Here is a 23,415-nt window from a genome sequence, read left to right as displayed (position 1 = left end):
TAAGGAGTTGTTCATGTCTTTAATTGAGGAAATTACTGCAAAATTAACAGATGCAAGCAATATAGTTGGTCAAAAAACAAGTGGGTTAGTTCAGAATGCTAAAGTTCAAAGTCAGATTTCCAAAGAGAAAAAGAAAAGGGAAGAATTATTAAAAACTCTGGGACTATCATATTTTGAAAAATATAGAGGAAATGCAGAAAATGAGTTTAAAAATTTAATTACTGAGATTTTAAACTCTGATAAGATGATTGAGAAACTTGAGAATGAAAAGAGTTTAAACGAGCCTTGTGTTTTATGCAACACTTGTGGTAAATCATTAAGTGGGGATGTTACTTTTTGTCCACACTGTGGTATAAAAGTAGAAAAAACTGAGCATCAGAATATAGATGTGATAGGAGTAGATAAGATTATAAGATATTGCTCCAATTGTGGGCAACAATTATCAGATGATGCGAGTTTCTGTGCAGAGTGTGGTACTAAAGTTTCAGAATAACAATCAATCATAAGAAATACTAACATTGGCATCCAATGTTAGTATTTCTTATGTGAGAAAGAACCTGATTGAGAAATATTTCGGATTTCATTATATTGATTGATATCAGATAGCAGTGAAGTTAATAGAAAAGAGCATGGCAGTTTAAACCATGCTCTTTTGTAATTATTGCTTTTCAAATGTACCACTAAATGTGTAAAAGTTATCTTTATTCAAGCCATCAAATTCTATATAAATTGATTTAATTTCCCCTTTTGGAAGTTCGCCTGATGCATCAGCTGAACTAGTAAGATCTAGTTTAATTTTGTCGCCAGCAATTTTCCAAGTACCAGTTCTTTTTTCTTCATCTTTATTAGTCATTTCAAGAGATTTGTCTTTGTTTAATATAATTGTCTGGTCATTTTTCCCGTTATACCAAGTTCCAACGACCTGATCTTCGGGACTAGATTTACGATTGATAAAAAAGAAAGTAGCTCCAGAGACTAAAGCAACGAGTACGATAATTGAGATAATTTTTTTCATTTCAAATCCTCCATATTTTTCTCAATTTTACCAAAAATATACAACCTTGTAAAGTTGTATATGTATTTAAAAGATTGTTTGCTTGAGGGTAGAAGAAAAACTTTAAACATACTCAAAAAGAGAAATCTAATACATATAGATTGAAAGTCAAAGTGGACTAACATATTGAAGAGTAAAATTTAAAGATAGATATTAGTTATTTTAGGAGTATAATATTACTAATAAAAAAGAATTGAGGAAAAATATTGGCTAAATCATATGTATCGGAAATGTTGCCTAATAAGTATAAAAAACGCCATCAATTGCTTCTTTACTTGTATGATATCTTAGTAGATATATTAGTCAAAGCTGATAAATATGGATTATCAAATTTATCTTTTAAACTTACTAATAAGCTTGATGATGAACTTGATCTATTGGACGAGTTAGAAAGACAAAGAGATATAGAGATTTCTGAACGAGTTTTTATTCCACATATCTTTTTTTCAATTCTGAGAGATTTGAATTATTATCTCTATGAATCCTTGAGTTGTATTGAGAGAGGGAAAGTTACTGTTGCATTTTCACTTGCACGGAAACCTTTACAAGATAACTTGTTTTATTTAAGTTGGATTTTGGTTAGACCAGCTGAATTTTTAGAAAAAGTACAATACGGAAGCCTCGAAGAATATGATGTCAGTGCTTTAAAAGGAAATAAAGAAGTTGTTGTTGACCTGTTCTCAAAAGCAAAGAGATTAATACAGTCTGAAAGTAATTCACTAGATTTTAGTAAAGAACTACTTAATCCAGAATTATTGTATGATGTCATATATAATCGAAGGGCTGAAAATAGCTTAACTAGTGCATTTGATAAATCAATTCATTTAGTGACTAGAAATAAAAATTATCCCACTGAAAAACAGAATCTTAACTTTATATTTGCAGATGATAAAATTTGGAATGACTTTTGGAATCTGTATTATGAAAAAATTCCATATATTTTGATTTATTTAGTAGAGGTTGTTATTGCCATATTTGAAAAATACGTAGAAATTAATCAAGAAGTATCAGAGATTAATCGATATATAAGAAACTTGAAGGTAATATTAGCCTTATCAAAAGATGAAAATAGAGAGCTAGGAAGTGTTTTTGGACACATTTTTGCTAGTAATACTATCAGTATGACTTGTGATGAGTGTGGGAATAATTATGATTTTGATAAAGTTTTGATAGATGAGATTAGAAATGACTATTTATATACTTGTCGCTACTGTGGAAATATAGATCGATTGGGGCAATATTTTGTGAGCAATGAATTGCTGCGTAATCAAAGAAAAATAATAATTGATAATTCGGACAAAGATAATTGGAAGTTATTTAACTTCCCGACAGATAAATTTTAAAAAGCTTCTCAGTGAGAGAAGCTTTTTTTAGGTTGTATAAAAGATACTGCCATTGCCTATTTTTTGTCTTATGGAAATAAATTTAAATGTTTTTAGATAATATTAACGAAAGATAAAGCCCTTTATAGAAGGTTTTATAACGATTACAAGACTTACAGAACTGAACTAGGGGTCTTGCATATTCATCATAAGATTTTCTAGATTCCTTTCGTATCAAGGGTTTAGACCCTATTTGTAAATTTTCGTTGCCTTATTTTGCCTTATTGTTAAAAATTTTAAAAGGCAGAAGCACTTTCTTGTAAGAAGAAGTACAGTGTTTATTATACCATGTTTGGGCAGTAACTTAAATCCCTAAATTTATTTGGCTGTCTTGTGTGAAAGACAGTCAGTTTTATTGATTAGTCCTTCAAATCTCAAGGTGCTGTAGCGGCTAATTGAGAGACGTTTGTCAGTTAGGCTTGGTATTTGATCAATTTTGCAGGATTTCTAGATTTCTAAGTTTACATCAGCTCTTTTAAAGCTGCACTCCAATAATTTATGCAGCCGACAGTATTATGCTTGTTTTAAAGGGGCAAAAAAAGCTGTCAGAAAAATGGCAAAATATCAGAAATTTTAGTATATTAGATAATATATTAAAGAAGGTGGAACAATGTCTGAAACAAGTACACAAGTAAGTCCTAAACCTATTGAGTTAGGTGATTATAAATTTGGCTTTCATGATGATATCGAGCCTATTATTTCAACCGGAAAAGGTGCGACGGAAGCTGCCGTGCGCGAACTTTCCCGAGCTAAGGGAGAGCCCGAATGGATGCTGGATTTCCGTCTCAAGGCTCTTGAGACCTTTCATAAAATGCCTATGCCGGATTGGGGACCGGATCTTTCTGAGCTTGACTTTAATGAGATTATTTATTATCAAAAGGCTTCAAAGCAGGCCGAATATTCCTGGGATGATGTTCCCGAGAAGATAAAGGAAACCTTTGACCGGATTGGGATTCCTGAAGCGGAGCGCAATTACTTGGCCGGCGCTGTTGTTCAGTATGAGTCAGAAGTTGTCTACCATAACATGAAAGACGAGTATGACCGTCTGGGAATTGTCTTTACGGACACGGACACGGCGCTCAGGGAATATCCTGATTTGTTTAAAAAGTATTTTGCGAAATTGGTGACGCCGGGAGACAATAAACTGTCAGCGCTAAATGCTGCTTTTTGGTCAGGCGGTACCTTTATCTATGTTCCCAAAGGTGTCAAATGTGATATTCCTTTGCAGACCTATTTTCGGATGAACCATGAAGAGACCGGGCAGTTTGAGCGGACCCTGATTATTGTTGATGAGGGAGCCAGCGTCCATTATGTTGAAGGCTGTACGGCACCCATTTATTCTACTGCCAGTCTGCATGCTGCCATTGTTGAAGTTTACGCTCTAGAAGGTTCTTACATGCGCTATTCGACCATTCAAAATTGGTCGGATAATGTCTATAATTTGGTAACTAAGCGGGCCAAAGCTGATAGGAATGCCACAGTCGAATGGATTGACGGCAATTTAGGCTCCCATACGACGATGAAGTATCCGTCTGTTATTTTGGATGGAGAAGGTGCGCGTGGGACCATGCTGTCAATTGCCTTTGCTAATGGCAAACAAGTTCAGGATACTGGCGGCAAGATGATTCACAATGCTCCTCACACCAGCTCTTCAATTGTTTCCAAATCCATTTCCAAAGGAGGCGGGGAAGTTAATTACCGAGGTCAGGTGACTTTCGGCAGAAATTCTCAAAAATCTGTCAGCCATATTGAGTGTGACACCATTATTATGGATGAACTTTCTCGGTCTGATACCGTTCCTTTCAATGAAATTCACAATTCTCAGGTGGCCTTGGAGCATGAAGCCAAGGTGTCAAAAATTTCTGAAGAGCAGCTCTATTATTTAATGAGCCGCGGCTTGACAGAAAGCCAGGCTACCGAAATGATTGTCATGGGCTTTGTTGAACCCTTCACCAAGGAGCTGCCAATGGAATATGCCATCGAACTCAACCGCCTGATTTCTTATGAAATGGAAGGCTCTGTGGGCTAAAAAAACGATAGACTGTTGGCTTCACTTTGCTCTACTCCGGGACGGCCTGCAGTCTATTATAATAAGAAGCTTAGACTTTATTAACTGTAAAAGCGGCGAAGCAGCTGTCGGTTAAAACCCGATTGCTGCTTCGCCGCTTTTGGGCTGTTTGCAGTTTGAAAATGTTTACTTTGAAAGTGGCGTATGCGGAATGTCCAGCGATGACTCGGCTAAGTCCACCGTCAGAGCATAGTTGCTGTTGTCACGAATAGTATGTTCAAAGTCAGTGGTATAAAGAATAACTCTGAGTGTATCTCCTTTTTGGAGCTGGTAAATACTGGCTTGCAGCTTAAACTGCACAGTCATCCATTCTCTGGGGGTAATATCCTCAATTTTTAGCAGGTCTGTGCGGTTTTGTAAATTGAGAACGCCTTTGCTGATAACCCGGTAAGGTGTTTTTTTGTAGGGCAGTTCACGAAGGGCTTCAAGGGAGAAGTTTTGGCCGTTATCGATGCTGTTGAGCTCTACAATACTTGGTGAATCAGCAAAACGCTCTTTTTGGCCGAAATCTAAGACTTGAGCCGAGAGAATTCCCTTATTGCTGCTGGATTTGAGCTTGACATTTAAGGTGATTTGGCCATTGATGAGGAGGTCTTCCTCAATCGGCAGATCAACAACAATTTCATTGGCTTTTTTAGTGAAAAGATCTGCTTTGAAACGGTGATAATCCTTGCTGTAACCTTTAAATTCAGCAGCAGGATAATGGTTGTCAATCATCTGCTGATCTTCTCCAAGAGAAAATTGCACAGTCTGACTGCTGCCAAAATGTTCTAAATGCTGCCATGTATGGGACTGTGAATTATCCTGCCAGATGATAGCCGGCAGCTGAAAATGATTAGGATAGCTCAGCAATTCCTTAGTCAAAAGGGCATTCATGCTTTCACGAAAATCAATAGACTGCCAATTGTGCATGTAGACGTGCTCGCCATGGTGCAAAAAGGCATGTTTTTCTATGTGAGAAGGCAGAGCCTTTAAAATATCATAGACATGATTAGGTTTGACATTCCAGTCCTGCAGGCCGTGCGTATAAACCACATGTGCCTTGACTTTGTGCGCATAGGGTAAATAATTGCGGTCCTGCCAAAACTGATTGTAGTCGCCGCTGGTACGGTCTATTTGTTGAGACTGCTCCTCGAGCATCTCTTGATAGCGGGCATTGTTTCTCAAATAATCACCAGCCGTCAGATTGCGCGAATAGGTCAGCTCGGTAAGGACATCCAAATCTTCGCCTGGATAACCGCCAGGACTGCAGACCAGCCCGTTTTCCCGGTAATAGCCATACCAGGAAGAGATGGCAGACTCTGCAATAATAACCTTAAGTCCCTCAACTCCTGTTGTTGCCAAACCAGTAGACATGGTGCCCAGATAAGATTTTCCAGATGTAGCAACCAGTCCGTTTGTCCAGTCGGCAGTCACCAGCTGGTCACGCTTGTGGCTGCTGTAAGCAGCTGCTCTGCCATTTAACCAATCAATGACAGCTTTAAACGATTCAATTTGGGCATAGTCGCCGCTGGTCATGAACCCATCAGAGTCCCTGGTACCGACACCGGACACGTAAATATTGGCAAAGCCGCGAGCCAGAAGATAGTCATTGAGGGTATAGCTGCTAATATGGGAAAAGCTCTCCTGAGCTGGACCTGTCGGCAGGTCAGGAAGGCTGGTTTTAAGCGGCTGAAAATCAGATTGGGTAACCTTGATAGGCCCCGCTTGTTTGACAGTCAGCTCACCTTCCATTTGATGCAGCTTTTGGTCGGATTTCTTTTCATTGATGCCCTGATGATAGGGGCTGGCAGTCATGATAACAGGAAGCAGTTCCCTGCTTTTAGGGCGGATAATATTGATCTTAATGAGGTCTAGTTTTCCATCCTTATCTGTGTCAATCGGCGCCTCAACATAAACGATTTCGCGGATGGCATCAGCCGTATCAAAGGTGGCTAAGCTTTTGCCGTTAAAATAATGGTAACTGTTGTCAGCTGAAAGAAAGCCTTGGCTGACTAAGCGGTCAATGAGAGTCATGCCGTTTTTGGTGCGGGTTGCCAGCAGCTGATAGAGATTCAGCAGAAAATGCTCGGGATCAAAAGTCAGCGGAAATTTGATTTCTTTGACAAAGGACTTGCTGTTTGTGAAATCCGCATGGGGAATGAATTCTAAAAGCTGCAGTGCCAGCAGATAGAAAATCTCATCTGTCAGCTCTTGGGGAGACTGCAAAAAAGCAGCAAAATCAGTCTTGCTGTCAGCAATCAGACTCTGAAAGACATAATCTTTATCAGGGTTGTGAAAATAAATCTGACTGATGAACTCAGCCAAATTTTCCTTATTTGTTTGTTGACTGCTTAAGTGAAATCCCAACTCCTGCAGTTCTTTTTCTGCCTGAGGGAGCGCTGTCTCAATGTAGCTGTATTGATTGTATTTCATAGGGAACCTTTCAAAGTAAACGTTTTTAATTTTCTAAGAGGCTTTACATTATCTATTATACTTGATAAAATGGTACATGTCTAAAAAATTTGAACTCGGAGGATTAAAAGACAAATGGATGTTACATGGACTGTGAAGTATATCACAGAATTTATTGGTACAGCTCTCCTTATTATTTTGGGGAATGGTGCCGTTGCAAATGTTGAATTAAAAGGAACAAAAGGTCATAAAAGCGGTTGGGTGATTATCACTTTAGGATATGGTTTTGGTGTTATGCTGCCCGCTTTGATGTTTGGTAATGTGTCTGGCAACCATATTAACCCGGCTTTCACGCTCGGTCTTGCTGTTTCAGATCTTTTCCCATGGAAACAAGTCCTTCCTTACATTGCGGCTCAGGTTTTAGGAGCTATTTTCGGTCAATTGGTTGTTGTGGCAACTCATGCGCCATACTACAGACAAACTGAAGATGCCAATGCTATTTTAGGAACTTTCTCAACGACATCAGCTGTTGATGATGATACGGATGCGACTAAGAAAGCATCATTGATTAATGGCTTCCTCAATGAGTTTGCCGGTTCATTTGTCCTTTTCTTCGGAGCGCTTGCCCTGACTAAAAATTATTTCGGCGGTGAAATTGTTCAGCAATTAAATACAATGGGAACAGATGTATCTTCATCATCCTTTAAATTTTCTCAAGTTGGTTTGACTGTCGGCGCTAATATCAATTCTGGTTTAGCAGTGGCCCACTTAGGTTTAGGCTTCCTTGTAATGGCTCTTGTAGCAGCTTTAGGAGGACCTACAGGTCCTGCCCTTAACCCTGCACGTGACTTAGGTCCGCGTCTTCTGCACCACTTCCTGCCAGAGTCAGTTTTGGGTAAATCCAAAGGTGATTCAAAATGGTGGTATGCATGGGTGCCAGTCTGTGCGCCAATTCTTGCCGCTATCGCAGGTGTGGCTTTGTTTAAATATTTATACTTGAAATAATAGCTAAAGGCCGGGATGTCAAATAGAAATTCCCGGCTTTTTCTTTTTAACAGATAAATCGGATAAATAAAGAGCTTACTAAAAGAAAAGCCGCTGACAGCTGGACTGAATGAAGCATGACGCTGAAATGCTGACCTTTTCTCAACAGCTGCTGAAAAGAGCGGGCTTAACCATAAATGTGAATGATGGGGCAGGAACAGTCTGTTCCTGCTTTTTAATGAAAAATGCCTGATGGAGCACATAATTTCTTGTCAAATAGCCATATTTTGTCTAAAATGGAAATGTTAAGGGAGGATAGGACAATGAGCTTATTTGAACAAATGGATTTTCACTCGCCGGTCCTGCGGGTTAATGACCGCGATAAAAATATTGATTTTTATCAGAAGACTTTAGGCTTTAGGCTGTTTTCGGAAGAAAATGCACTGGCTATTTTTACGGACTGGTCTCATTCGGGGAGTCGTTTTATTATTGAAGAGTCACCTGATGTTAGAACCAGAGCGGTTAAAGGTTTGAAAAAGTTGCAAAAAATGATTATCAAGGCTGACAAGGCAGATGAGATTGCGGCTTTATTAGCAAACGGGGCTGAGGCTGTTAAGATTTTCAAAGGGGCAAAGGGCTATGCTTTTGAAGCTCTGTCACCGGACAATGATCTTTTTTTACTCCATGCTGAAGATGATCTGAGCACTCTCAAAGAAGCAGAAGAACCGGATATCCGGCCGCAGGAGGATTTTGAAGGACTGTCCGCCTATAGGGTGGAAAAACTTATCTTAAATGTTCCTGATAAAGGCAAATCACAGGATTTTTATCAAAGGCTTTTTCAAAATCAATTTCCGCTGTCCGTAGATTTTGTTGAAGGGCTAGGAGATGATTTGGAGATTGCTCCGCATATTGCCTGGGATCTGGAAATTTTAGAAGTTAAGGTAACTCCAGACTATGATTTGGCAGCTTTGAAGGTCTACCTTGAAGAAAAGGGACAGGACGTCTATTTGGATAAAAAGGAAAAAGTTCTGGTTCTGTCGGATCCCAGCCGCATTGAAATTTGGTTCCGTAAATTATCATGAACCATCAAAAGATAATCACTAAGATTCAGGACCAAATCAGCCAGCACATTTATTTAGGAGCAAGTCTGGCACTTTATGAAAATGACAGCTGGCAGGAGTTTTATCTTGGAGAGACGTCTCCTGCAGAAAGAACAAGGCCTAATCTCCTTTACGACTTGGCCAGTGTTTCCAAGGTTGTCGGTGTTGGAACTGTTTGCACTTTCATGCTCAACAGCGGCCTTTTAGAGCTGGATCGCTCTTTGCAGTTTTACTACCCCGCTTTTCATGATAAGTCGCTTACGCTGCGGCAGCTTCTGACACATACCAGCGGTATTGATCCCTATATTCCCAATCGAAACAGTCTGTCAGCAGCCGAGCTGAAAGATGCTGTCAACCACATCACGGTGACTGCAGACAAGTCTTTCAAATATACGGATATTAATTTTATTTTACTTGGTTTTATGCTGGAAGAGCTGACGGACCAGTCTTTAGCCAGTCTTTTTAATCGGGAGATTTTTACACCTTGGAATATGAGGGAAACAACCTTTGGTCCGGTTTCCTCAGCCGTTCCGACGGTCAGAGGTCTTCCGCCAGGAAGAGTCCACGATCCCAAGGCCCAGGTTTTAGGTGTTCATACGGGTTCGGCCGGTTTATTTTCAACGCTTAAAGATTTGGAAATTTTTGTCAATCACTATCTGGCTGATGATTTTGCAAGACATCTGACTAAAAATTATTCCCTTGATGCTAAGGAGCGCAGCCTGGCATGGGATTTGGAAGGTGACTGGCTTTTGCATACTGGTTATACGGGAACTTTTGTTCTTATTAATATTCCCAAGCAGCGTGCAGCTATTTTTCTAAGCAACCGAACCTACGAAAAAGATGAGCGCGCCCAATGGATATTGGATCGCAATGAGCTAATAGCTCTGATCCGGCAAGAATTAAACTAGTAAACAAGCAAAAAAGCAGGCCTTTTGTCGGCCTGCTTTTAAAAAGTTAAATATTAAATAGGGAGACTGGAACAAGCCCTGCCTGACTGTCAGTCAGCGTACAGGACTGTTCCAGCCCTTTTGCTTTGGAGAAATTTTTCAACAGTGATATGTTCAATACCGGCCTCTAAAAATCGCTCACCTACTGGTGTATAGCCATTTTTAGCATAGAAGCTATAGGCGCTTATCTGTGCATGAAGGGTAACCTTTTTAAAGCCTTGTTCTTTGGCAAATTTTTCTGCTGCTTGCAGAATCATACGCCCTAAGCCCAGCCCTTGGTGGCTGTCAAGAACAGCCATCCGCTGCAGAGTCATAACATCTTTTTGCTTGTTGGGCAGAAGCCGGCAGGTCGCAAGGGGGCTGTTATTATCATCATAAAGGACGAAATGAATACAGCGGGCCTCATTTTTATCAATTTCGATAGAAAGAGGAACTCCCTGTCCTTGGACAAAGATTGTGTTTCTGATTTTAACAGCATCAAGATAGACAGTTGATAAAGTATCGCGCGTTTGTTTTATTTTCATAGTTTTATTGGTCAGGAATCAGGCAGAAAGTTTCAGGAGTGCCTCGCTTTGCATATGCTGTAGATGAGGTCATCAAAACTGTTAGCAGCAGATGCAGCTTCGGCTTTTACATTAAAAACGAGTTTGAGACATACTGTCCCAAACTCGTCTGCTAGCTTTTAAAGATTAAGCTTTTTGACCGCTAAGAGCTTCAGCAGCATCGTCCATTGAAAGAACTTCGTGGAAGACACGCTGTGTCAATTCAGTCTTTTGTTCTGGTGTCAGGTATTTAGTGTTTACACAGTAACCAGAGATACGAACGATAACATCTTCACCACTCATAATCTTGTCGTAAACATCTTTGAGGCTCATAACGTTCAAGTTAACGTGCTGACCGCCGTTTTCGAAGTAACCGTCAAGAATTGTTACCAAGTTATCAACTTGTTCGTCAAATGTTTTACCAAGTGCTTTAGGTGAAACTTGCGTTGTCAATGAGATACCATCAGCTGCATAGGCAAAGTCAAGGCTTGCAAGAGAGTTGAGGTTTTGCAGCCATCCGCCGCGAGCTTTGTTAGATGGGTTGGCACCTGGTGAGAAGAATTCAAGTTTAGACAAGTTTACGCTGCCATCTTCGTTGAGATAAACACCCTTGTGAACTGGTGAGTTACCAGTTTGTTTAGAGTAAGCAACGTTTGAAGTGATGGTAAGAAGTGATACAGTAGCTTCAGCGTTCTTGTAAAGTTTGTGGCTGCGAAGACGAGTAGTGTAAGCTTCAATCAGCCATTCTGCCAATTCGTTTGAACGAGGGTCATCTTCACCCCAGCGTGGGTATTCGCCGGTTGTTTCATAGTCATAGATGTAGCCATCTTCGTCGCGGATTGGTTTAACAGTAGCATACTTAATAGCTGACAGAGTATCAACAGTATTTGCGAAACCACAGATACCGAATCCCATGTTAGCGCGCTGTTTAGTTGGCAGGAAGGCCATTTGAACAGCTTCGTAGTTGTACTTATCTGTCATGTAGTGAATGATATTAAGGGCATCTACGTAAGTTGATGTCAGCCAGTCAAGAGATTTTTCAAAGTTAGCTTTAACGGTATCAAAGTCAAGAACTTCATCACGGACAGGTTCGATGTCAAATACCTTGTAGTCTTTGTGAACATCATCGTAACCGCCGTTAAGACCTGTAAGAAGGGCTTTGAGGACGTTTACACGAGCACCGAAGTATTGGATGTTGTGACGTTGTTCTTCATTTTCTGGGTCAAGCGGTGATACACAGCATGAGATACAGCTCATTTCACCGTAACCATCCTTAGCCATTGTTGTCACACCTTCGTATTGGATAGAAGAGTGTTTGTGGCTCATTACCATACAATAGCGGCGGAATGAATAAGGCAGTTTGTCAGTCCAAAGAACTGTTAAGTTTGGTTCTGGAGCATTACCGATGTTGTCAAGAGTGTTCAAGAAACGGTAGTCCATCTTAGTGACACGGTGACGTCCGTCAGCACCCATACCAGCCATAGAAGTTGTGATGAATGTTGGGTCACCTGAGTAAAGTTCGTCATAAGCTTTAGTACGTGCAAATTTAACGGTACGAAGTTTCATAACGAAGTCATCTACAAATTCTTGAATTTCACTTTCAGTGAATGTTCCGCGGGCAAGGTCACGTTCTGCAAAGATGTCAAGAACGATTGGCACACGTCCGAGAGAAGTAGCAGCACCGTTGATGACACGGCAGACGGCCATAAATGCGATGTTAACCCATTGGATAGCTTCTTTAACGTTCATGGCAGGTTTGCGCACATCAACACCGTAAAGGTCACCCAATTTAACAACTTCACCGAGTGCTTGGTATTGAAGGTTCACTTCTTCACGAAGACGGATAGATTCTTCATCAATTTCAGTGATAGCATTCCAGTCGTTAACTTTTTCCTGCATCAAGTAGTCAGCACCGTAAAGGGCAAGACGTGCATAAACACCGATGATACGTCCGCGTGAGTATGCATCTGGCAGACCGGTTACAGTGTGAGCGTGACGGGCACGGCGAATGTTAGACGTATAAGCACGGAAAATACCATCGTTAACAGTTGTAACGTATTTAGTAAAGATTTCGTGAACAGCTGGGTCTGGTTCATAACCATGTTCCTTCAGAGCTGTTTCAGCCATACGGATACCGCCTTTTGGCATGAAGTTCAGTTTGAACAGTTCATCATTTTGGATACCGTAAATCAACTCATCATCTTTTGAAATGTAGCCGGCAGGGATGTCAGCGATTGATGTTGGACGGGTGTCCATTGGGAAACGGCGAGCTTCTTCATATTTAGCCTTAGTTTCTTCTACAATCTTTTTGATCTTCAAAGAACGTTCAGTTGGTCCTGCCAAGAAGCTTTCGTCACCGTCATAAGGTGTGTAGTTAGCTTGTACAAAGCGAGCGATGCTGGCTTTGTTTTTCCAGTCAGTTCCTTTAAAACCTTCCCAAGCTTTTTCGAAAACGTCAGTGTTAGTTTTAACAGTTGCCATAATGAAATATCCTCTTTTTTTCTAGTAACAGTCCATCTGTTACATTTTTCAGTTACATTCTATCACACAGTAACCGTTTTCACAACTAAAAAGCTCTAGCTGTAAACACTTTCTTTTATAATACAGATCATTAAAAGAAACTTAACTGTACTATAAATGAAAAAATCCTCTAAATAGAGTATAATGATAATAGGATTATTAAAAGTTTAAAGGAGACTGTCTGCCATGAAACCAAAAAACAATGTTACAGGGTTTACTTTTCTATGGCTGGCCTTATATGCAGCAGCTGCCTTCTTATTTGAAATTCTGTTAGTGCCGATTGAAGAATTTTTTGGCATCTCGCTCAATCAGGCAAGTCCAGCTCAGATGATTGGCCACTGGATTGTCACCAGTCTGGGCTGGCTGGCTTTAGGACTTGCTATCATTGCTTTGGGTAAGAAGCAGACCGGTCTTGATCTTCTAAAAGGCAATAAAAAGAGAGTGTCTGTCTGGCAATGGTTGGCAGTTATCCTGAGTTTTGTCCTTATCACACTGGTTCAGTATTGGGATTGGAAAGGGTTTAAAATTTTGATTGAATTTCAGCATCTGGGCTGGCTGAAATTTGTGTTTCAATACCTCTACTATATAGCTGAAAGCTTTTTGATTTCACTGGTCTTGGTTTTTGGGCAGAAGGCTTTTGAACTCTGGTTTAAAAATGATAAAATCCCCTATGGCGGTATTCTGTTGGGGCTGACTTGGGGCTTGATGCATATTTTGTCAAAAGGAAGTGTCCTGACAGGTATTTTAACCTGTCTGGCCGGCTTTTTATTTGGCAGTGTCTACCTTTTGGTCAATAAAGACTATAAGAAAACCTTGGTGATAGTAACATGTTTGTTTATGCTTTAGGGTTCTGCTGAGGAGGTCTAATGTTAATTTTCCCGCTGATTAATGACACATCGCGAAAGATCATTCATATTGATATGGATGCTTTTTTTGCTGCGGTCGAAGAGCGGGACAATCCCAAGCTGCGGGGGAAGCCCTTGGTTATTGGTGCGGACCCCCGTCAGACAGGCGGCCGCGGTGTGGTCTCGACCTGCAATTATGAAGCGCGAAAATTTGGAATCCACTCAGCCATGTCTTCTAAAGAAGCCTATGAACGCTGTCCGCAGGCTGTTTTTATCAGGGGCAATCATGCCAAATACCGTGAAATCGGCATGCAGGTTCGGGATATTTTCAAACGTTACACGGATTTGGTAGAACCTATGAGCATTGATGAGGCCTATTTAGATGTTACAGAGAATAAGCCGAAGATTAAGTCTGCTGTTAAAATAGCTAAATTGATTCAGCACGATATCTGGAATGAGCTGCATCTGACCTGTTCAGCCGGAGTATCCTATAATAAATTTCTGGCTAAACTGGCCAGCGACTATGAGAAGCCCCGCGGTTTGACGGTTATTCTGCCTGATGAGGCAGAGGAGTTTTTAGCTGATCTGCCCATTGAAAAATTTTACGGAGTGGGCAAAAAATCAGTTGAGAAACTCCATGAACTCAATGTTTTTACCGGCAAAGATTTGCAGCAGATACCAGAAATGACTCTGATTGATCTCTTTGGCCGTTTTGGCTTTGATCTCTATCGAAAGGCGCGCGGCATCAGCAATTCACCCGTCAAAAATGATCGCATTCGCAAATCTATCGGCAGCGAAAGGACTTACAGTAAACTCCTTTACAGCGATGAAGACATCAAACTGGAACTTTCCAAAAATGCGAGACGGGTGGCCGACAGCTTAATAAAAAATGAGAGAAAGGGAAGGGTTGTCGTCATCAAAGTTCGTTACTCGGATTTTTCGACCCTTACCAAGCGCAAGACATTAGATTTTCCAACACAGGACTTTGATGTTATTGAACATCAGGCTCATCAAATTTTTGACAGCCTTGCTGAAAACAACTCCGGTGTTCGATTGCTGGGTGTAACAGTAACGGCTCTAGAAGACAGTAATAAGGAAGAGTTTTCCTTGACAGCAGATGATTTTTAAGTTGAATGGAGCCGGCAAGGGACTAAGAAATACCGGCAGTGCCAAGCCCAGCTAGAATCAGGATAAAGAATTACATCTCTCATATTTTAAGATTTCTGGGGGGAATGTTTTTGAGGTGAGACTGCAGTTCGGCCGATGGCTGTTTATGGTGTTAAGTGGAAGTGCTGGCCAGCCGTTGTTTTTCGCCCGTTTTCATGTCACTTCTTTGGCCTTCGTCTTACCTTCAGTGATATAAAGCTCAAAAAAGAGTGGAATAAAAACCTTCCACTCTCTTTTCATCCTCAATTCCGGACGCAGCTGCTTATCTTACCTGGCTGACATTATTTTGTGAGTGAGGCGCAGCAATCCTGTCTGTCCACTCTTTTTTAATTTACAAAAGCAACTTTTTTAATTCTTTAGCCACACCATCGTGATCATTATCAAATGCTGTCATTTTATCCGCATAGGGAAGCAGGACTTGGCTGGCATTTTTCATAGCGTAGCCAACAGAAGCAAAGGCCAGCATCTGACGGTCATTGTGCTCATCGCCAAAAGCAATTAAATCCTCTTTGGAGAGGTTGAGCGTTTTTAGCAGGTGCTTAAGGGCATAAGCCTTGTTAACGCCCTTGGGCGAGAATTCCAGAATATTCATAGGACCGCCCCAGCTGCTGATTTCCATTTCGTGGTTGAAATGGCGGCGCATATCGTCAGCCAGAGCATATTTGTCCTCAACTCGGGTTTGCATGAGCAGGGCATGCGGGTCGCGGGTAATTTTTTCTGGTTTGAGCTGCATCTTATCGGTCAGCTCTTTGACCCCAAATATTTCCGGTTTGATGGTCTGGCGGTGATTGAAAGTCAGATAGAATTTTTTACGGTATTCGCTGGCAATAAAATCCGCTTCAAAGGCCTTTTCATTTTTCAAAACTTCAAAGAGGTATTTACGTTCAATCTTAACCCTGTGCTCACCAGCCCATTTTTGTTCAGGAATATGGATGAGGGAACCGTTGAAATTAATCATTGGTGTTTTTAATCCCAGAATTTTATAAAATTCCAGAGCCATGCGGTAAGGACGGCCGGTTGAGATAATGACCAGATGTCCTTGCTCCTGAATTTTTTTGATAATGGCCACCGTATAATCTGAAATGGTGCCGTCACTTCTAAGAAGTGTCCCATCTAAATCAATAGCAATCGTTTTTTTAGTCATAGAGCCATTATAGCAGAAAGTAAGAAAAATAGGCAAGAAAAGATAGTGAGTTGGTTTGGTGTCAGAGGACAGTGTGGTATAATTGATTTTCAGTAAATAAGGAGTTCGCTATGAAAAACAAGCTATTAATCAGCCATCTTTTCTTCGTTATCATTTCTGGAGCCATCCTCTATTTTAAAATAGAGGAAAAGTATCTGATCTGGAATATGTTTCTGGCACTGTCGGCTCTGGATTTTAGCTTTTGCCTGAATCGTTTTAAGAATCTTTTTCTGAGCCTGCTTTTTGGGCTGCTTTGGTTTTTCTTTTACCCCAATACTTTTTACATGCTGACAGATGTAGTTCATATGAACTTTGTGACCAGCATTTTCAGTGATCCAAGGAGCCTCATCCTTTATTTTCTTTTTCTGGCTAGTATTTTGTTTGGCGTCCTGTGCGGTGCTGAGAGTGTCAGTCAGTTTTTTAAACGTTTTAACATTAGGGATTTTTATGCCAAGTTAGTTCTGATGCTGCTGCTTTCATTTGTGTCCAGCATGGCTATTCATCTGGGACGCTATGCCAGACTCAATTCATGGGATATAGCTCTGCGGCCCCTGCTTGTCATCGATGAGCTGACCAAGGTATTTTCACAAAGTGCCCTGCCTTTTATTCTGGGATTTACCTTTTTGCAGGTAATGGTTCTGCTCTTTTTCAATCAGGAAAATACTAAATAAAGCTCTTGAAGAGCGTCCAATCTTTAGCTATAATAGGACTATCGTTCATAAAAAGGAGACTGTATTTTTATAATGGAAAAGTTTTTTAAACTGAAAGAAAACAAGACAACGGTCCGTACCGAAGTGCTGGCTGGTTTTACCACTTTTTTTGCCATGAGTTACATCTTATTTGTTAACCCGTCTATTTTAAGCCAGACGGGAATGCCGTCACAGGGTGTTTTTCTGGCTACCATTATCGGATCCATTGCCGGAACTTTGATGATGGGGCTTTATGCTAATATTCCTTATGCTATGGCGCCGGGTATGGGACTCAATGCTTTCTTCACCTATACGGTTGTCTTCTCGCTGGGCTACACCTGGCAGGAGGCCTTAGCTATGGTCTTTATCTGCGGTGTTATCTCTATTGTTATTACGCTGACCAAGGTTCGCCGGATGATTATTGATGAAATTCCTGACAGTCTAAAAAAAGCCATCAGTGCCGGTATCGGTGTTTTCTTAACTTACATCGGTTTGAAAAATGCCGGTCTCTTAAGCTTTGCTATTGATCCCGGGACCTATACAATTTCCGGTAAAGGAGCAGCAAAAGGCTTGGCTTCTATTACAGCTAACTCTTCGGCAACTCCATCGCTGGTGAATTTCAACAATCCTGCGGTTGTCGTTGCTGTTGTTGGGATTATCATCACTGCCTTTTTCATTATTAAAAATATCAAGGGCGGTGTTATTCTGTCTATTATTCTGACGACTGTTATTGCTATTCTGGCTGGTATTGTTGATTTGTCAGCTATTGACTTTTCAGCCAATAATCCGGCGGCTGCCGTTAAGGATCTGGGAACTATTTTTGGAGCAGCTCTTGGAAGTAAAGGTTTAGGCGCTCTGTTTTCAGATGCCGGACGTATTCCTGAAGTGCTGATGACAGTCTTGGCCTTTGCTTTGACAGATATCTTTGATAATGTCGGTACGCTGATCGGTACAGGTGCCAAAGCAGGTATTTTTGATGTAACAGATAACTCTCAATCGAGCGGTCTGAAAAACAAGATGGATAAGGCGCTGTTTTCCGATATGGTGGGAACCACTGTCGGCGCCATTGCCGGAACCTCAAATGTCACTACCTTTGTAGAATCGGCAGCAGGTATTGGTGCTGGCGGCCGCACAGGTCTGACAGCAGTTGTCGTAGCAGCTCTCTTTGCTGTTTCAAGTTTCTTCAGTCCCCTTCTTGCTATCGTTCCAACCCAGGCAACAGCCGCCGTGCTTTTGATTGTGGGAATTATGATGCTGTCCAGTCTTAAAGACATTGAATGGTCTGATATGAGTGAGGCTATCCCAGCCTTCTTTGCGACAATTTTCATGGGTCTTGCTTACAGTATCACTCAGGGAATTGCGACCGGTTTTCTTTTCTATACTTTTTCAAAAGTTATTAAAAAAGAAGCAAAAGATATCCACCCGATTATTTGGGTGCTTGATGTTCTTTTCATTTTGAACTTCATCAGTCTGGCAGTCTTATAGACATTTAATGAAATTGGCTCAGCACTTTTTGATTAATAATAAAGGAACAGGACTCAGGCGCTGGTTCAGCGGAGGCCTGTTCTTTTTTGCTGCTCTTCTTTGGGGAATCAGCAAAATTTTTCTGCTTTTTCGGAAAATAGTTGGAAGAGGTAAAACATTTTGATATAATATGTCTATGTTTTATAGCCAAAATGAAAATCAGCTTCTGGCTTTCGGTCAAAGGCTTGGTCAAAAGCTCAAAGCTCAGGACGTACTTGTTTTGACAGGAGATTTAGGGGCTGGCAAGACGACTCTTACAAAAGGAATTGCTAAAGGTTTGGGGATTACGCAGATGGTTAAGAGCCCTACCTATACAATTGTCCGTGAGTATGAAGGTAGACTGCCGCTTTACCACCTGGATGTCTATCGTATTGGTGATGATCCTGACTCTATTGATTTGGATGATTTTCTTTTTGGTGATGGGGTGACTGTCATCGAATGGGGAGAACTGCTGGATGCTGCTCTTTTTGACGACTACTTGACTATCCAGATAGACAGGCTGGATGAGGGCAGACAGCTGACCTTTATTCCGCATGGGTCACGCAGTCAAGCGTTAGCAGAGGAAATTGATCATGATTGAGCAAGAGGTTATTGTCCGTGAGGTGCTGCCTGAGGATGCGGCAAGTTTAGCCGCCGCCTTGAAACAGCTGACAAAAGAAACTGATTTTATTACGCGGGATGAAGACAGTCCTCATATGAACGCTCAGGAAATGGCTGAATTTATTGAGCAAAAATCACAGTCGTTCAATGAAATCTGTCTTGTGGCTAAAATTGAAGATCGTGTCGTAGGTGTCCTGATGGTTTCTGCCTACAGCCACAACCGCATCAATCATATTGGCGATATTTTTCTAGCAGTTTTAAAAGACTATTGGGGTTATGGGATAGGCCAGCTCTTGATGGAGGCTGCGATTGACTGGGCAGAACACAGCTCTGTCATCCGCAGATTGGAATTAACTGTTCAGCAGCGCAACGCCAAAGCAGTACATATTTATGAAAAGTTTGGTTTTGAAATTGAAGGCATCAAGAAACGTGGTGCAAAAACAAAAGATGGAGAATTTCTTGATGTTTACCTGATGGGGAAACTGATAGATTAACGAAAAACAGATGAAAATTGGTAAAAAAATTTTAATCATGCTTGTCACCATAGTTCTTACAAGCTTTCTTGCTTTGGGGGTTTATGCGACAAGTATCTATAATTTTTCTTTGGGTGAATTTTCAAAGACTTTTAAAGACTATGGAACAGGTTCAGGAAAAGATGTTATTGCTGACGAAAAACCTTTCAGTATCCTTTTGATGGGAGTAGATACCGGTTCGGCAGAAAGAACGTCCAAATGGGAAGGCAACAGCGATTCCATGATTCTGGTAACTATTAATCCAAAGACGAAAAAGACAACCATGACCAGTTTGGAGCGTGATATTTTAATCAAGCTGTCCGGACCCAAAAGTAATGAACAGACAGGCTATGATGCCAAGCTGAACGCTGCCTATGCTGCCGGCGGAGCCAAAATGGCAATCATGACTGTTCAGGATATGCTTGATATTACGGTTGACAAGTATGTTCAAATCAACATGAAAGGTCTGGTTCAGCTGGTAGACGCTGTGGGCGGTATCACGGTGACCAATCACTTTGATTTTCCTATTTCTATAGAAGAACACGAGCCTGAGTTTACAGCGTCTGTAGAACCCGGCCGTCACAAGATTAACGGCGAGCAGGCTCTTGTTTATTCTCGGATGCGCTATGATGATCCCGATGGCGATTATGGCCGGCAAAAGCGGCAGCGCGAAGTTATCAGCAAGGTCTTGAAAAAGATTTTGGCTCTGGACAGTGTCAGCAAGTACCGTAAAATTCTGTCTGCTGTCAGCAAGAATATGCAGACTAATATTGAAATTTCCAGCTCTACTATTCCTAATCTTCTGGGCTACAGCGATGCTCTTAAAAATGTTAAAACTTATCAGCTTAAAGGCGAATCAGCCACTATTGACGGCGGTTCTTATCAGCTGGTAACAGCCAAGGAAATGCTCAAGGTGCAAAATCGTATCAAGAAGCAGCTGGGACAGAAAAAATCGACTGCGGAAAACCTGAAAACAACAGCCAGTCTCTATGAAAGTCTGTACGGTGATACCAGTGTGTATGACAGTGAATCGAGCGCTTCAGACTATAGCAGCAGTGATTATTCAGGCTCAAGCAGCTCCTCTGATTACGGAGCCGGCTCAGCTTATGGTTACGATTCAGGGGCAAGCTCGGGTTCAGACTATAGCTCGGGCGGTTCATCCAATTCAGGCAGCTATTCTGATCAGGGCGGTTATTATAACCAAGGAAATTACCAGCAGCCCGCTGCAGGCTCCGGTTATTAATTGAACAATAGAAAAGAGAGGTCAGCGCATAAGTGCTTTCCTCTCTTGTTTTATGCTGTAAACAGATTTAATCTTTGGAGCCGTACTTCTGAGTTGTTTTTTTAATTTCTGCTAAGTGAGACTGGCTCTCTTCCTGCAGAACCCGAAATTTGTAAGCTAACTCCTGACTGATGGCAGCCAGTTTTTCTGTTTGCTGATTGATGGTGAGCAAACTGTTTTTGATATTGTCGGCATCAGCCTTTGCCCGGTCAAAATGCTGCTTGGATTCTGTCAGCGAGTTTTGGAGAACATGGCGTTTTTGATAAAGCAGGTAAAGACCTGCTCCAAGGATGCTTGAAACAATAAAGGTTTTTACTTTCATGCCTCAATCTCCTCATGAATTTTCTCAGCCAACTGAGCAAGAGCAGGGAAATCGGGTTCATGCTCTACAAAATGAATGGCAAATTCGTCTGAATCCGCAAAGCGGGGAACCAGGTGCACGTGAGCGTGAAAAACGGTCTGTCCGGCTGCTTCTTCATTGTTATTAATAATATTAAGTCCGTCGGCCTGGGTTGCTTTTTTCAGGGCGCGGGCAATTTTAGGAATCCGGGCAAACAGTTTGGCTGCGCTCTTTTCGTCCATAGACAGAGCATTGCGAACATGTTCTTTGGGAATGACCAAAGTATGGCCTACAGTAGCCTGTGAAATATCCAGAAAGGCTAAAACGTCTTCATCCTCGTAGATTTTTGATGAAGGAATGTCACCCGCTATAATCTTGCAAAAAATACAATTGTCCATTAAAAATCACCTTCTTAGCTTGTTTTTGTTATAATATAGTATATCAAAGTTAGAAAGAAACGTCATGTTAAAAATCGAAAATCTGACAGGCGGTTATGTCAATATCCCTGTCCTAAAAAATATCAGTTTTCAAGTAGACGACGGCGAATTAGTCGGTCTGATCGGGCTCAATGGTGCCGGTAAATCAACGACGATTAATGAAATTATCGGTCTTCTGACCCCCTATGAAGGGAAAATCAGCATTGATGGGCTGACCCTGTCCGAACAGGAAGAAGATTACCGTAAGAAAATCGGTTTTATCCCTGAGACCCCCAGTCTTTATGAGGAGCTAACGCTGAAAGAGCATCTTGAGACCATCGCTATGGCCTATGATATTGAACAGGCAGAAGCAATGAGCCGTGCTCAAAAGCTTTTGGAGCTGTTCAGGCTGGAAGATAAGCTCGACTGGTTTCCCAGCCATTTTTCTAAGGGTATGAAACAAAAAGTGATGATTATTTGTGCTTTTGTTGTTAATCCTAGTCTTTTTATTATTGATGAACCTTTCTTGGGGCTGGATCCTGTAGCTATTGCGGACTTGACTAAGCTTTTGGCGGCTGAAAAAGCAAAGGGAAAATCCATTCTCATGTCAACGCATGTTCTTGATTCGGCAGAAAAAATGTGTGACCGTTTTGTTATTCTGCATGCCGGACAGATCAGAGCCCAAGGTAGGCTGGACGACTTACGGGCCGATTTCGGCAGTCCTACAGCCAGTCTCAATGATATTTATATGGCTTTGACCAAAGAGGCGTGATTATGAAAACAATATTTAGCAAAAGGCGGTTCGCTTTTCTTACTCAAAGCAGCAAATACCTGCGCTATGTGTTTAATGACCATTTTGTTTTGGTGCTCATTTTTCTGCTGGGCTTTCTCATGGTGCAGTACAGTCAGCTGTTAAAGCATTTTCCCGTCAATCATCTGCCTGTCATCATCGTTTTATCTGTGGTGGTTGCAGCTCTGCTTTTTTGGGGAAATTCAGCCACTTATCTGGAGCCGGCTGATCAGCATTTTTTAATAGTGAAGGAAAAGGAAGTCGTTTCCTTAATCAAAGGGGCTCAAAAGCGGGCCTTCCTCTTTTGGGGAACGCTGCAGCTTATTTTTCTTTTGATTTTAGCGCCCTTATTTTTGCGCTTGGGAATGTCTTTTGTTTCTTTTGTGATTTTTCTGCTTGTTTTTCTTGCTTTAAAATGGCTGATTATTGCCAAAAAAGTGCAGGTCTTTGTGCATGAAGGAAAACTGGACTGGGTCAAGGCTATCAGTCAAGAAAGAAAGCGCCGGCAGATAATTTTAAAATTCTTCTCTCTCTTCACCAATGTTAAGGGCCTTTCTGCCAGTGTTAAGCGCCGCTCTTATCTGGACTTTGTGACAGGTTTTCTATTGCGAAAGCACAGTCATACTTGGGGGCATCTCTATTTACGTGCTTTTTTGCGGAGCGGTGATTATCTGGGTCTTACGCTGCGTTTGGGTATTTTAAGTTTGCTGAGCCTTGTTTTCATTGCCAATCCTTTGATGTCAGCAGGTTTGGCTGTGCTCTTTAATTATCTGCTGCTGTTTCAGCTGCTGGCCTTGTATAAGCACTATGATTATCAGTATCTGACCAGGCTTTTTCCAATTGACAGCAAGGCTAAAAAAACTAATCTCAAGCAATTTTTGCGGCTTGTTCTGTACCTGCTGACTGCTATTGAAATATGCTTTAGCTTTTCTTGGCAGAAGTCGCTTTTTCTAGCGGCAGCAATGATTATTTTAAATGAACTCTACCTGTCCTACAAAATAAAGAAGATGATTGACTAAGCTGTATAAAACAAGTAAAATAGGACTAGTGATTCGAGATGAAAAGGAGGGAAAGCG

22 protein-coding genes are annotated in these 23,415 nt (G+C 41.3%); 15 read left to right on the top strand and 7 right to left on the bottom strand.

Going from position 1 to position 23,415, the window contains the following annotated elements:
* Positions 1 to 13 precede the first annotated feature (13 nt).
* Positions 14 to 493: a zinc-ribbon domain-containing protein gene (locus tag BMI76_RS00585; protein WP_075345699.1), complete on the top strand. Its 480-nt coding sequence runs from the start codon at positions 14 to 16 to the stop codon at positions 491 to 493.
* Positions 494 to 658: 165 nt separating this feature from the next.
* Here BMI76_RS00585 and BMI76_RS00580 read toward each other — a convergent pair whose 3' ends face one another.
* Positions 659 to 1,015: a hypothetical protein gene (locus BMI76_RS00580; protein ID WP_075345698.1), complete on the bottom strand. Its 357-nt coding sequence runs from the start codon at positions 1,013 to 1,015 to the stop codon at positions 659 to 661.
* A gap of 245 nt (positions 1,016 to 1,260) precedes the next feature.
* Here BMI76_RS00580 and BMI76_RS00575 point away from each other — a divergent pair, with 245 nt between their 5' ends.
* On the top strand, positions 1,261 to 2,397 hold the full coding sequence (locus BMI76_RS00575; RefSeq protein ID WP_075345697.1) for a hypothetical protein: 1,137 nt from the start codon (positions 1,261 to 1,263) through the stop codon (positions 2,395 to 2,397).
* A 649-nt stretch (positions 2,398 to 3,046) separates the two neighbouring features.
* Complete coding sequence (gene sufB, locus BMI76_RS00570; RefSeq protein WP_075345696.1) at positions 3,047 to 4,465, top strand: Fe-S cluster assembly protein SufB; 1,419 nt, start codon at positions 3,047 to 3,049, stop codon at positions 4,463 to 4,465.
* Positions 4,466 to 4,630: 165 nt separating this feature from the next.
* Here sufB and BMI76_RS00565 read toward each other — a convergent pair whose 3' ends face one another.
* Positions 4,631 to 6,919 carry a Xaa-Pro dipeptidyl-peptidase gene (locus tag BMI76_RS00565; RefSeq protein WP_075345695.1) on the bottom strand — a complete coding sequence of 763 codons (2,289 nt, stop codon included), beginning with the start codon at positions 6,917 to 6,919 and terminating at the stop codon, positions 4,631 to 4,633.
* A 114-nt stretch (positions 6,920 to 7,033) separates the two neighbouring features.
* Between BMI76_RS00565 and gla the strand changes: the two genes are divergently transcribed.
* The 3 genes from gla to BMI76_RS00550 all read left to right on the top strand — a co-directional run bounded on the left by gla (position 7,034) and on the right by BMI76_RS00550 (position 9,890).
* Positions 7,034 to 7,903, top strand: coding sequence for an aquaglyceroporin Gla (gla, locus tag BMI76_RS00560; RefSeq protein WP_075345694.1), 870 nt, complete (start codon positions 7,034 to 7,036; stop codon positions 7,901 to 7,903).
* A gap of 302 nt (positions 7,904 to 8,205) precedes the next feature.
* Entirely contained in the window at positions 8,206 to 8,964 is a 759-nt protein-coding gene (locus BMI76_RS00555) for a CppA N-terminal domain-containing protein (RefSeq protein ID WP_075345693.1), read from the top strand.
* Positions 8,961 to 9,890: a serine hydrolase domain-containing protein gene (locus BMI76_RS00550; RefSeq protein ID WP_075345692.1), complete on the top strand. Its 930-nt coding sequence runs from the start codon at positions 8,961 to 8,963 to the stop codon at positions 9,888 to 9,890. Before BMI76_RS00555 ends, BMI76_RS00550 begins: the two co-directional genes overlap by 4 nt.
* A gap of 89 nt (positions 9,891 to 9,979) precedes the next feature.
* Here BMI76_RS00550 and BMI76_RS00545 read toward each other — a convergent pair whose 3' ends face one another.
* A complete protein-coding gene (locus tag BMI76_RS00545) occupies positions 9,980 to 10,453 on the bottom strand; it encodes a GNAT family N-acetyltransferase (protein WP_075345691.1) in 474 nt (157 codons plus the stop codon).
* Positions 10,454 to 10,618: 165 nt separating this feature from the next.
* Positions 10,619 to 12,952 (bottom strand): formate C-acetyltransferase, encoded by a 2,334-nt coding sequence (gene pflB, locus BMI76_RS00540; RefSeq protein ID WP_075345690.1) that lies wholly within the window; start codon positions 12,950 to 12,952, stop codon positions 10,619 to 10,621.
* Between the two features lie 225 nt (positions 12,953 to 13,177).
* On the opposite strand from pflB, the gene BMI76_RS00535 reads away from it, so the two are divergent.
* A complete protein-coding gene (locus tag BMI76_RS00535) occupies positions 13,178 to 13,837 on the top strand; it encodes a hypothetical protein (RefSeq protein WP_075345689.1) in 660 nt (219 codons plus the stop codon).
* Positions 13,838 to 13,857: 20 nt separating this feature from the next.
* The gene (gene dinB, locus BMI76_RS00530) at positions 13,858 to 14,964 is read left to right on the top strand and encodes a DNA polymerase IV (protein ID WP_075345688.1); all 1,107 of its coding nucleotides are present in this window, start codon (positions 13,858 to 13,860) and stop codon (positions 14,962 to 14,964) included.
* Between the two features lie 370 nt (positions 14,965 to 15,334).
* On the opposite strand, the gene BMI76_RS00525 is transcribed toward dinB, so the two are convergent.
* Positions 15,335 to 16,147, bottom strand: a complete 813-nt coding sequence (locus tag BMI76_RS00525; RefSeq protein WP_075345687.1) for a Cof-type HAD-IIB family hydrolase — start codon at positions 16,145 to 16,147, stop codon at positions 15,335 to 15,337.
* Positions 16,148 to 16,257: 110 nt separating this feature from the next.
* On the opposite strand from BMI76_RS00525, the gene BMI76_RS00520 reads away from it, so the two are divergent.
* The 5 genes from BMI76_RS00520 (at position 16,258) to BMI76_RS00500 (ending at position 20,754) form a co-directional block, all read left to right on the top strand.
* Positions 16,258 to 16,857: a DUF1361 domain-containing protein gene (locus tag BMI76_RS00520; protein ID WP_075345686.1), complete on the top strand. Its 600-nt coding sequence runs from the start codon at positions 16,258 to 16,260 to the stop codon at positions 16,855 to 16,857.
* A gap of 72 nt (positions 16,858 to 16,929) precedes the next feature.
* Positions 16,930 to 18,360, top strand: a complete 1,431-nt coding sequence (locus BMI76_RS00515) for an NCS2 family permease (RefSeq protein WP_075345685.1) — start codon at positions 16,930 to 16,932, stop codon at positions 18,358 to 18,360.
* A 175-nt stretch (positions 18,361 to 18,535) separates the two neighbouring features.
* Positions 18,536 to 18,979 carry a tRNA (adenosine(37)-N6)-threonylcarbamoyltransferase complex ATPase subunit type 1 TsaE gene (tsaE, locus tag BMI76_RS00510; RefSeq protein WP_075345684.1) on the top strand — a complete coding sequence of 148 codons (444 nt, stop codon included), beginning with the start codon at positions 18,536 to 18,538 and terminating at the stop codon, positions 18,977 to 18,979.
* A complete protein-coding gene (locus BMI76_RS00505) occupies positions 18,972 to 19,493 on the top strand; it encodes a GNAT family N-acetyltransferase (protein WP_075345683.1) in 522 nt (173 codons plus the stop codon). Before tsaE ends, BMI76_RS00505 begins: the two co-directional genes overlap by 8 nt.
* A gap of 10 nt (positions 19,494 to 19,503) precedes the next feature.
* Entirely contained in the window at positions 19,504 to 20,754 is a 1,251-nt protein-coding gene (locus BMI76_RS00500) for an LCP family protein (protein WP_075345682.1), read from the top strand.
* A 67-nt stretch (positions 20,755 to 20,821) separates the two neighbouring features.
* On the opposite strand, the gene BMI76_RS00495 is transcribed toward BMI76_RS00500, so the two are convergent.
* Together BMI76_RS00495 and BMI76_RS00490 are read right to left on the bottom strand one after the other, a co-directional pair.
* Positions 20,822 to 21,115: a hypothetical protein gene (locus BMI76_RS00495; protein WP_075345681.1), complete on the bottom strand. Its 294-nt coding sequence runs from the start codon at positions 21,113 to 21,115 to the stop codon at positions 20,822 to 20,824.
* The gene (locus tag BMI76_RS00490; protein ID WP_075345680.1) at positions 21,112 to 21,531 is read right to left on the bottom strand and encodes an HIT family protein; all 420 of its coding nucleotides are present in this window, start codon (positions 21,529 to 21,531) and stop codon (positions 21,112 to 21,114) included. The genes BMI76_RS00495 and BMI76_RS00490 overlap by 4 nt, the downstream gene beginning before the upstream one ends.
* Before the next feature lie 64 nt (positions 21,532 to 21,595).
* On the opposite strand from BMI76_RS00490, the gene BMI76_RS00485 reads away from it, so the two are divergent.
* The gene (locus tag BMI76_RS00485) at positions 21,596 to 22,321 is read left to right on the top strand and encodes an ABC transporter ATP-binding protein (RefSeq protein ID WP_075345679.1); all 726 of its coding nucleotides are present in this window, start codon (positions 21,596 to 21,598) and stop codon (positions 22,319 to 22,321) included.
* A gap of 2 nt (positions 22,322 to 22,323) precedes the next feature.
* Entirely contained in the window at positions 22,324 to 23,358 is a 1,035-nt protein-coding gene (locus tag BMI76_RS00480; RefSeq protein WP_075345678.1) for an ABC transporter permease, read from the top strand.
* Positions 23,359 to 23,415: the final 57 nt, after the last annotated feature.

Source organism: Streptococcus sp. 'caviae', assembly GCF_001937065.1.
GTDB lineage: Bacteria > Bacillota > Bacilli > Lactobacillales > Streptococcaceae > Streptococcus.
Note: the sequence above shows the minus strand (reverse complement) of the source record. Positions and strands in the feature narration are given on the sequence as shown.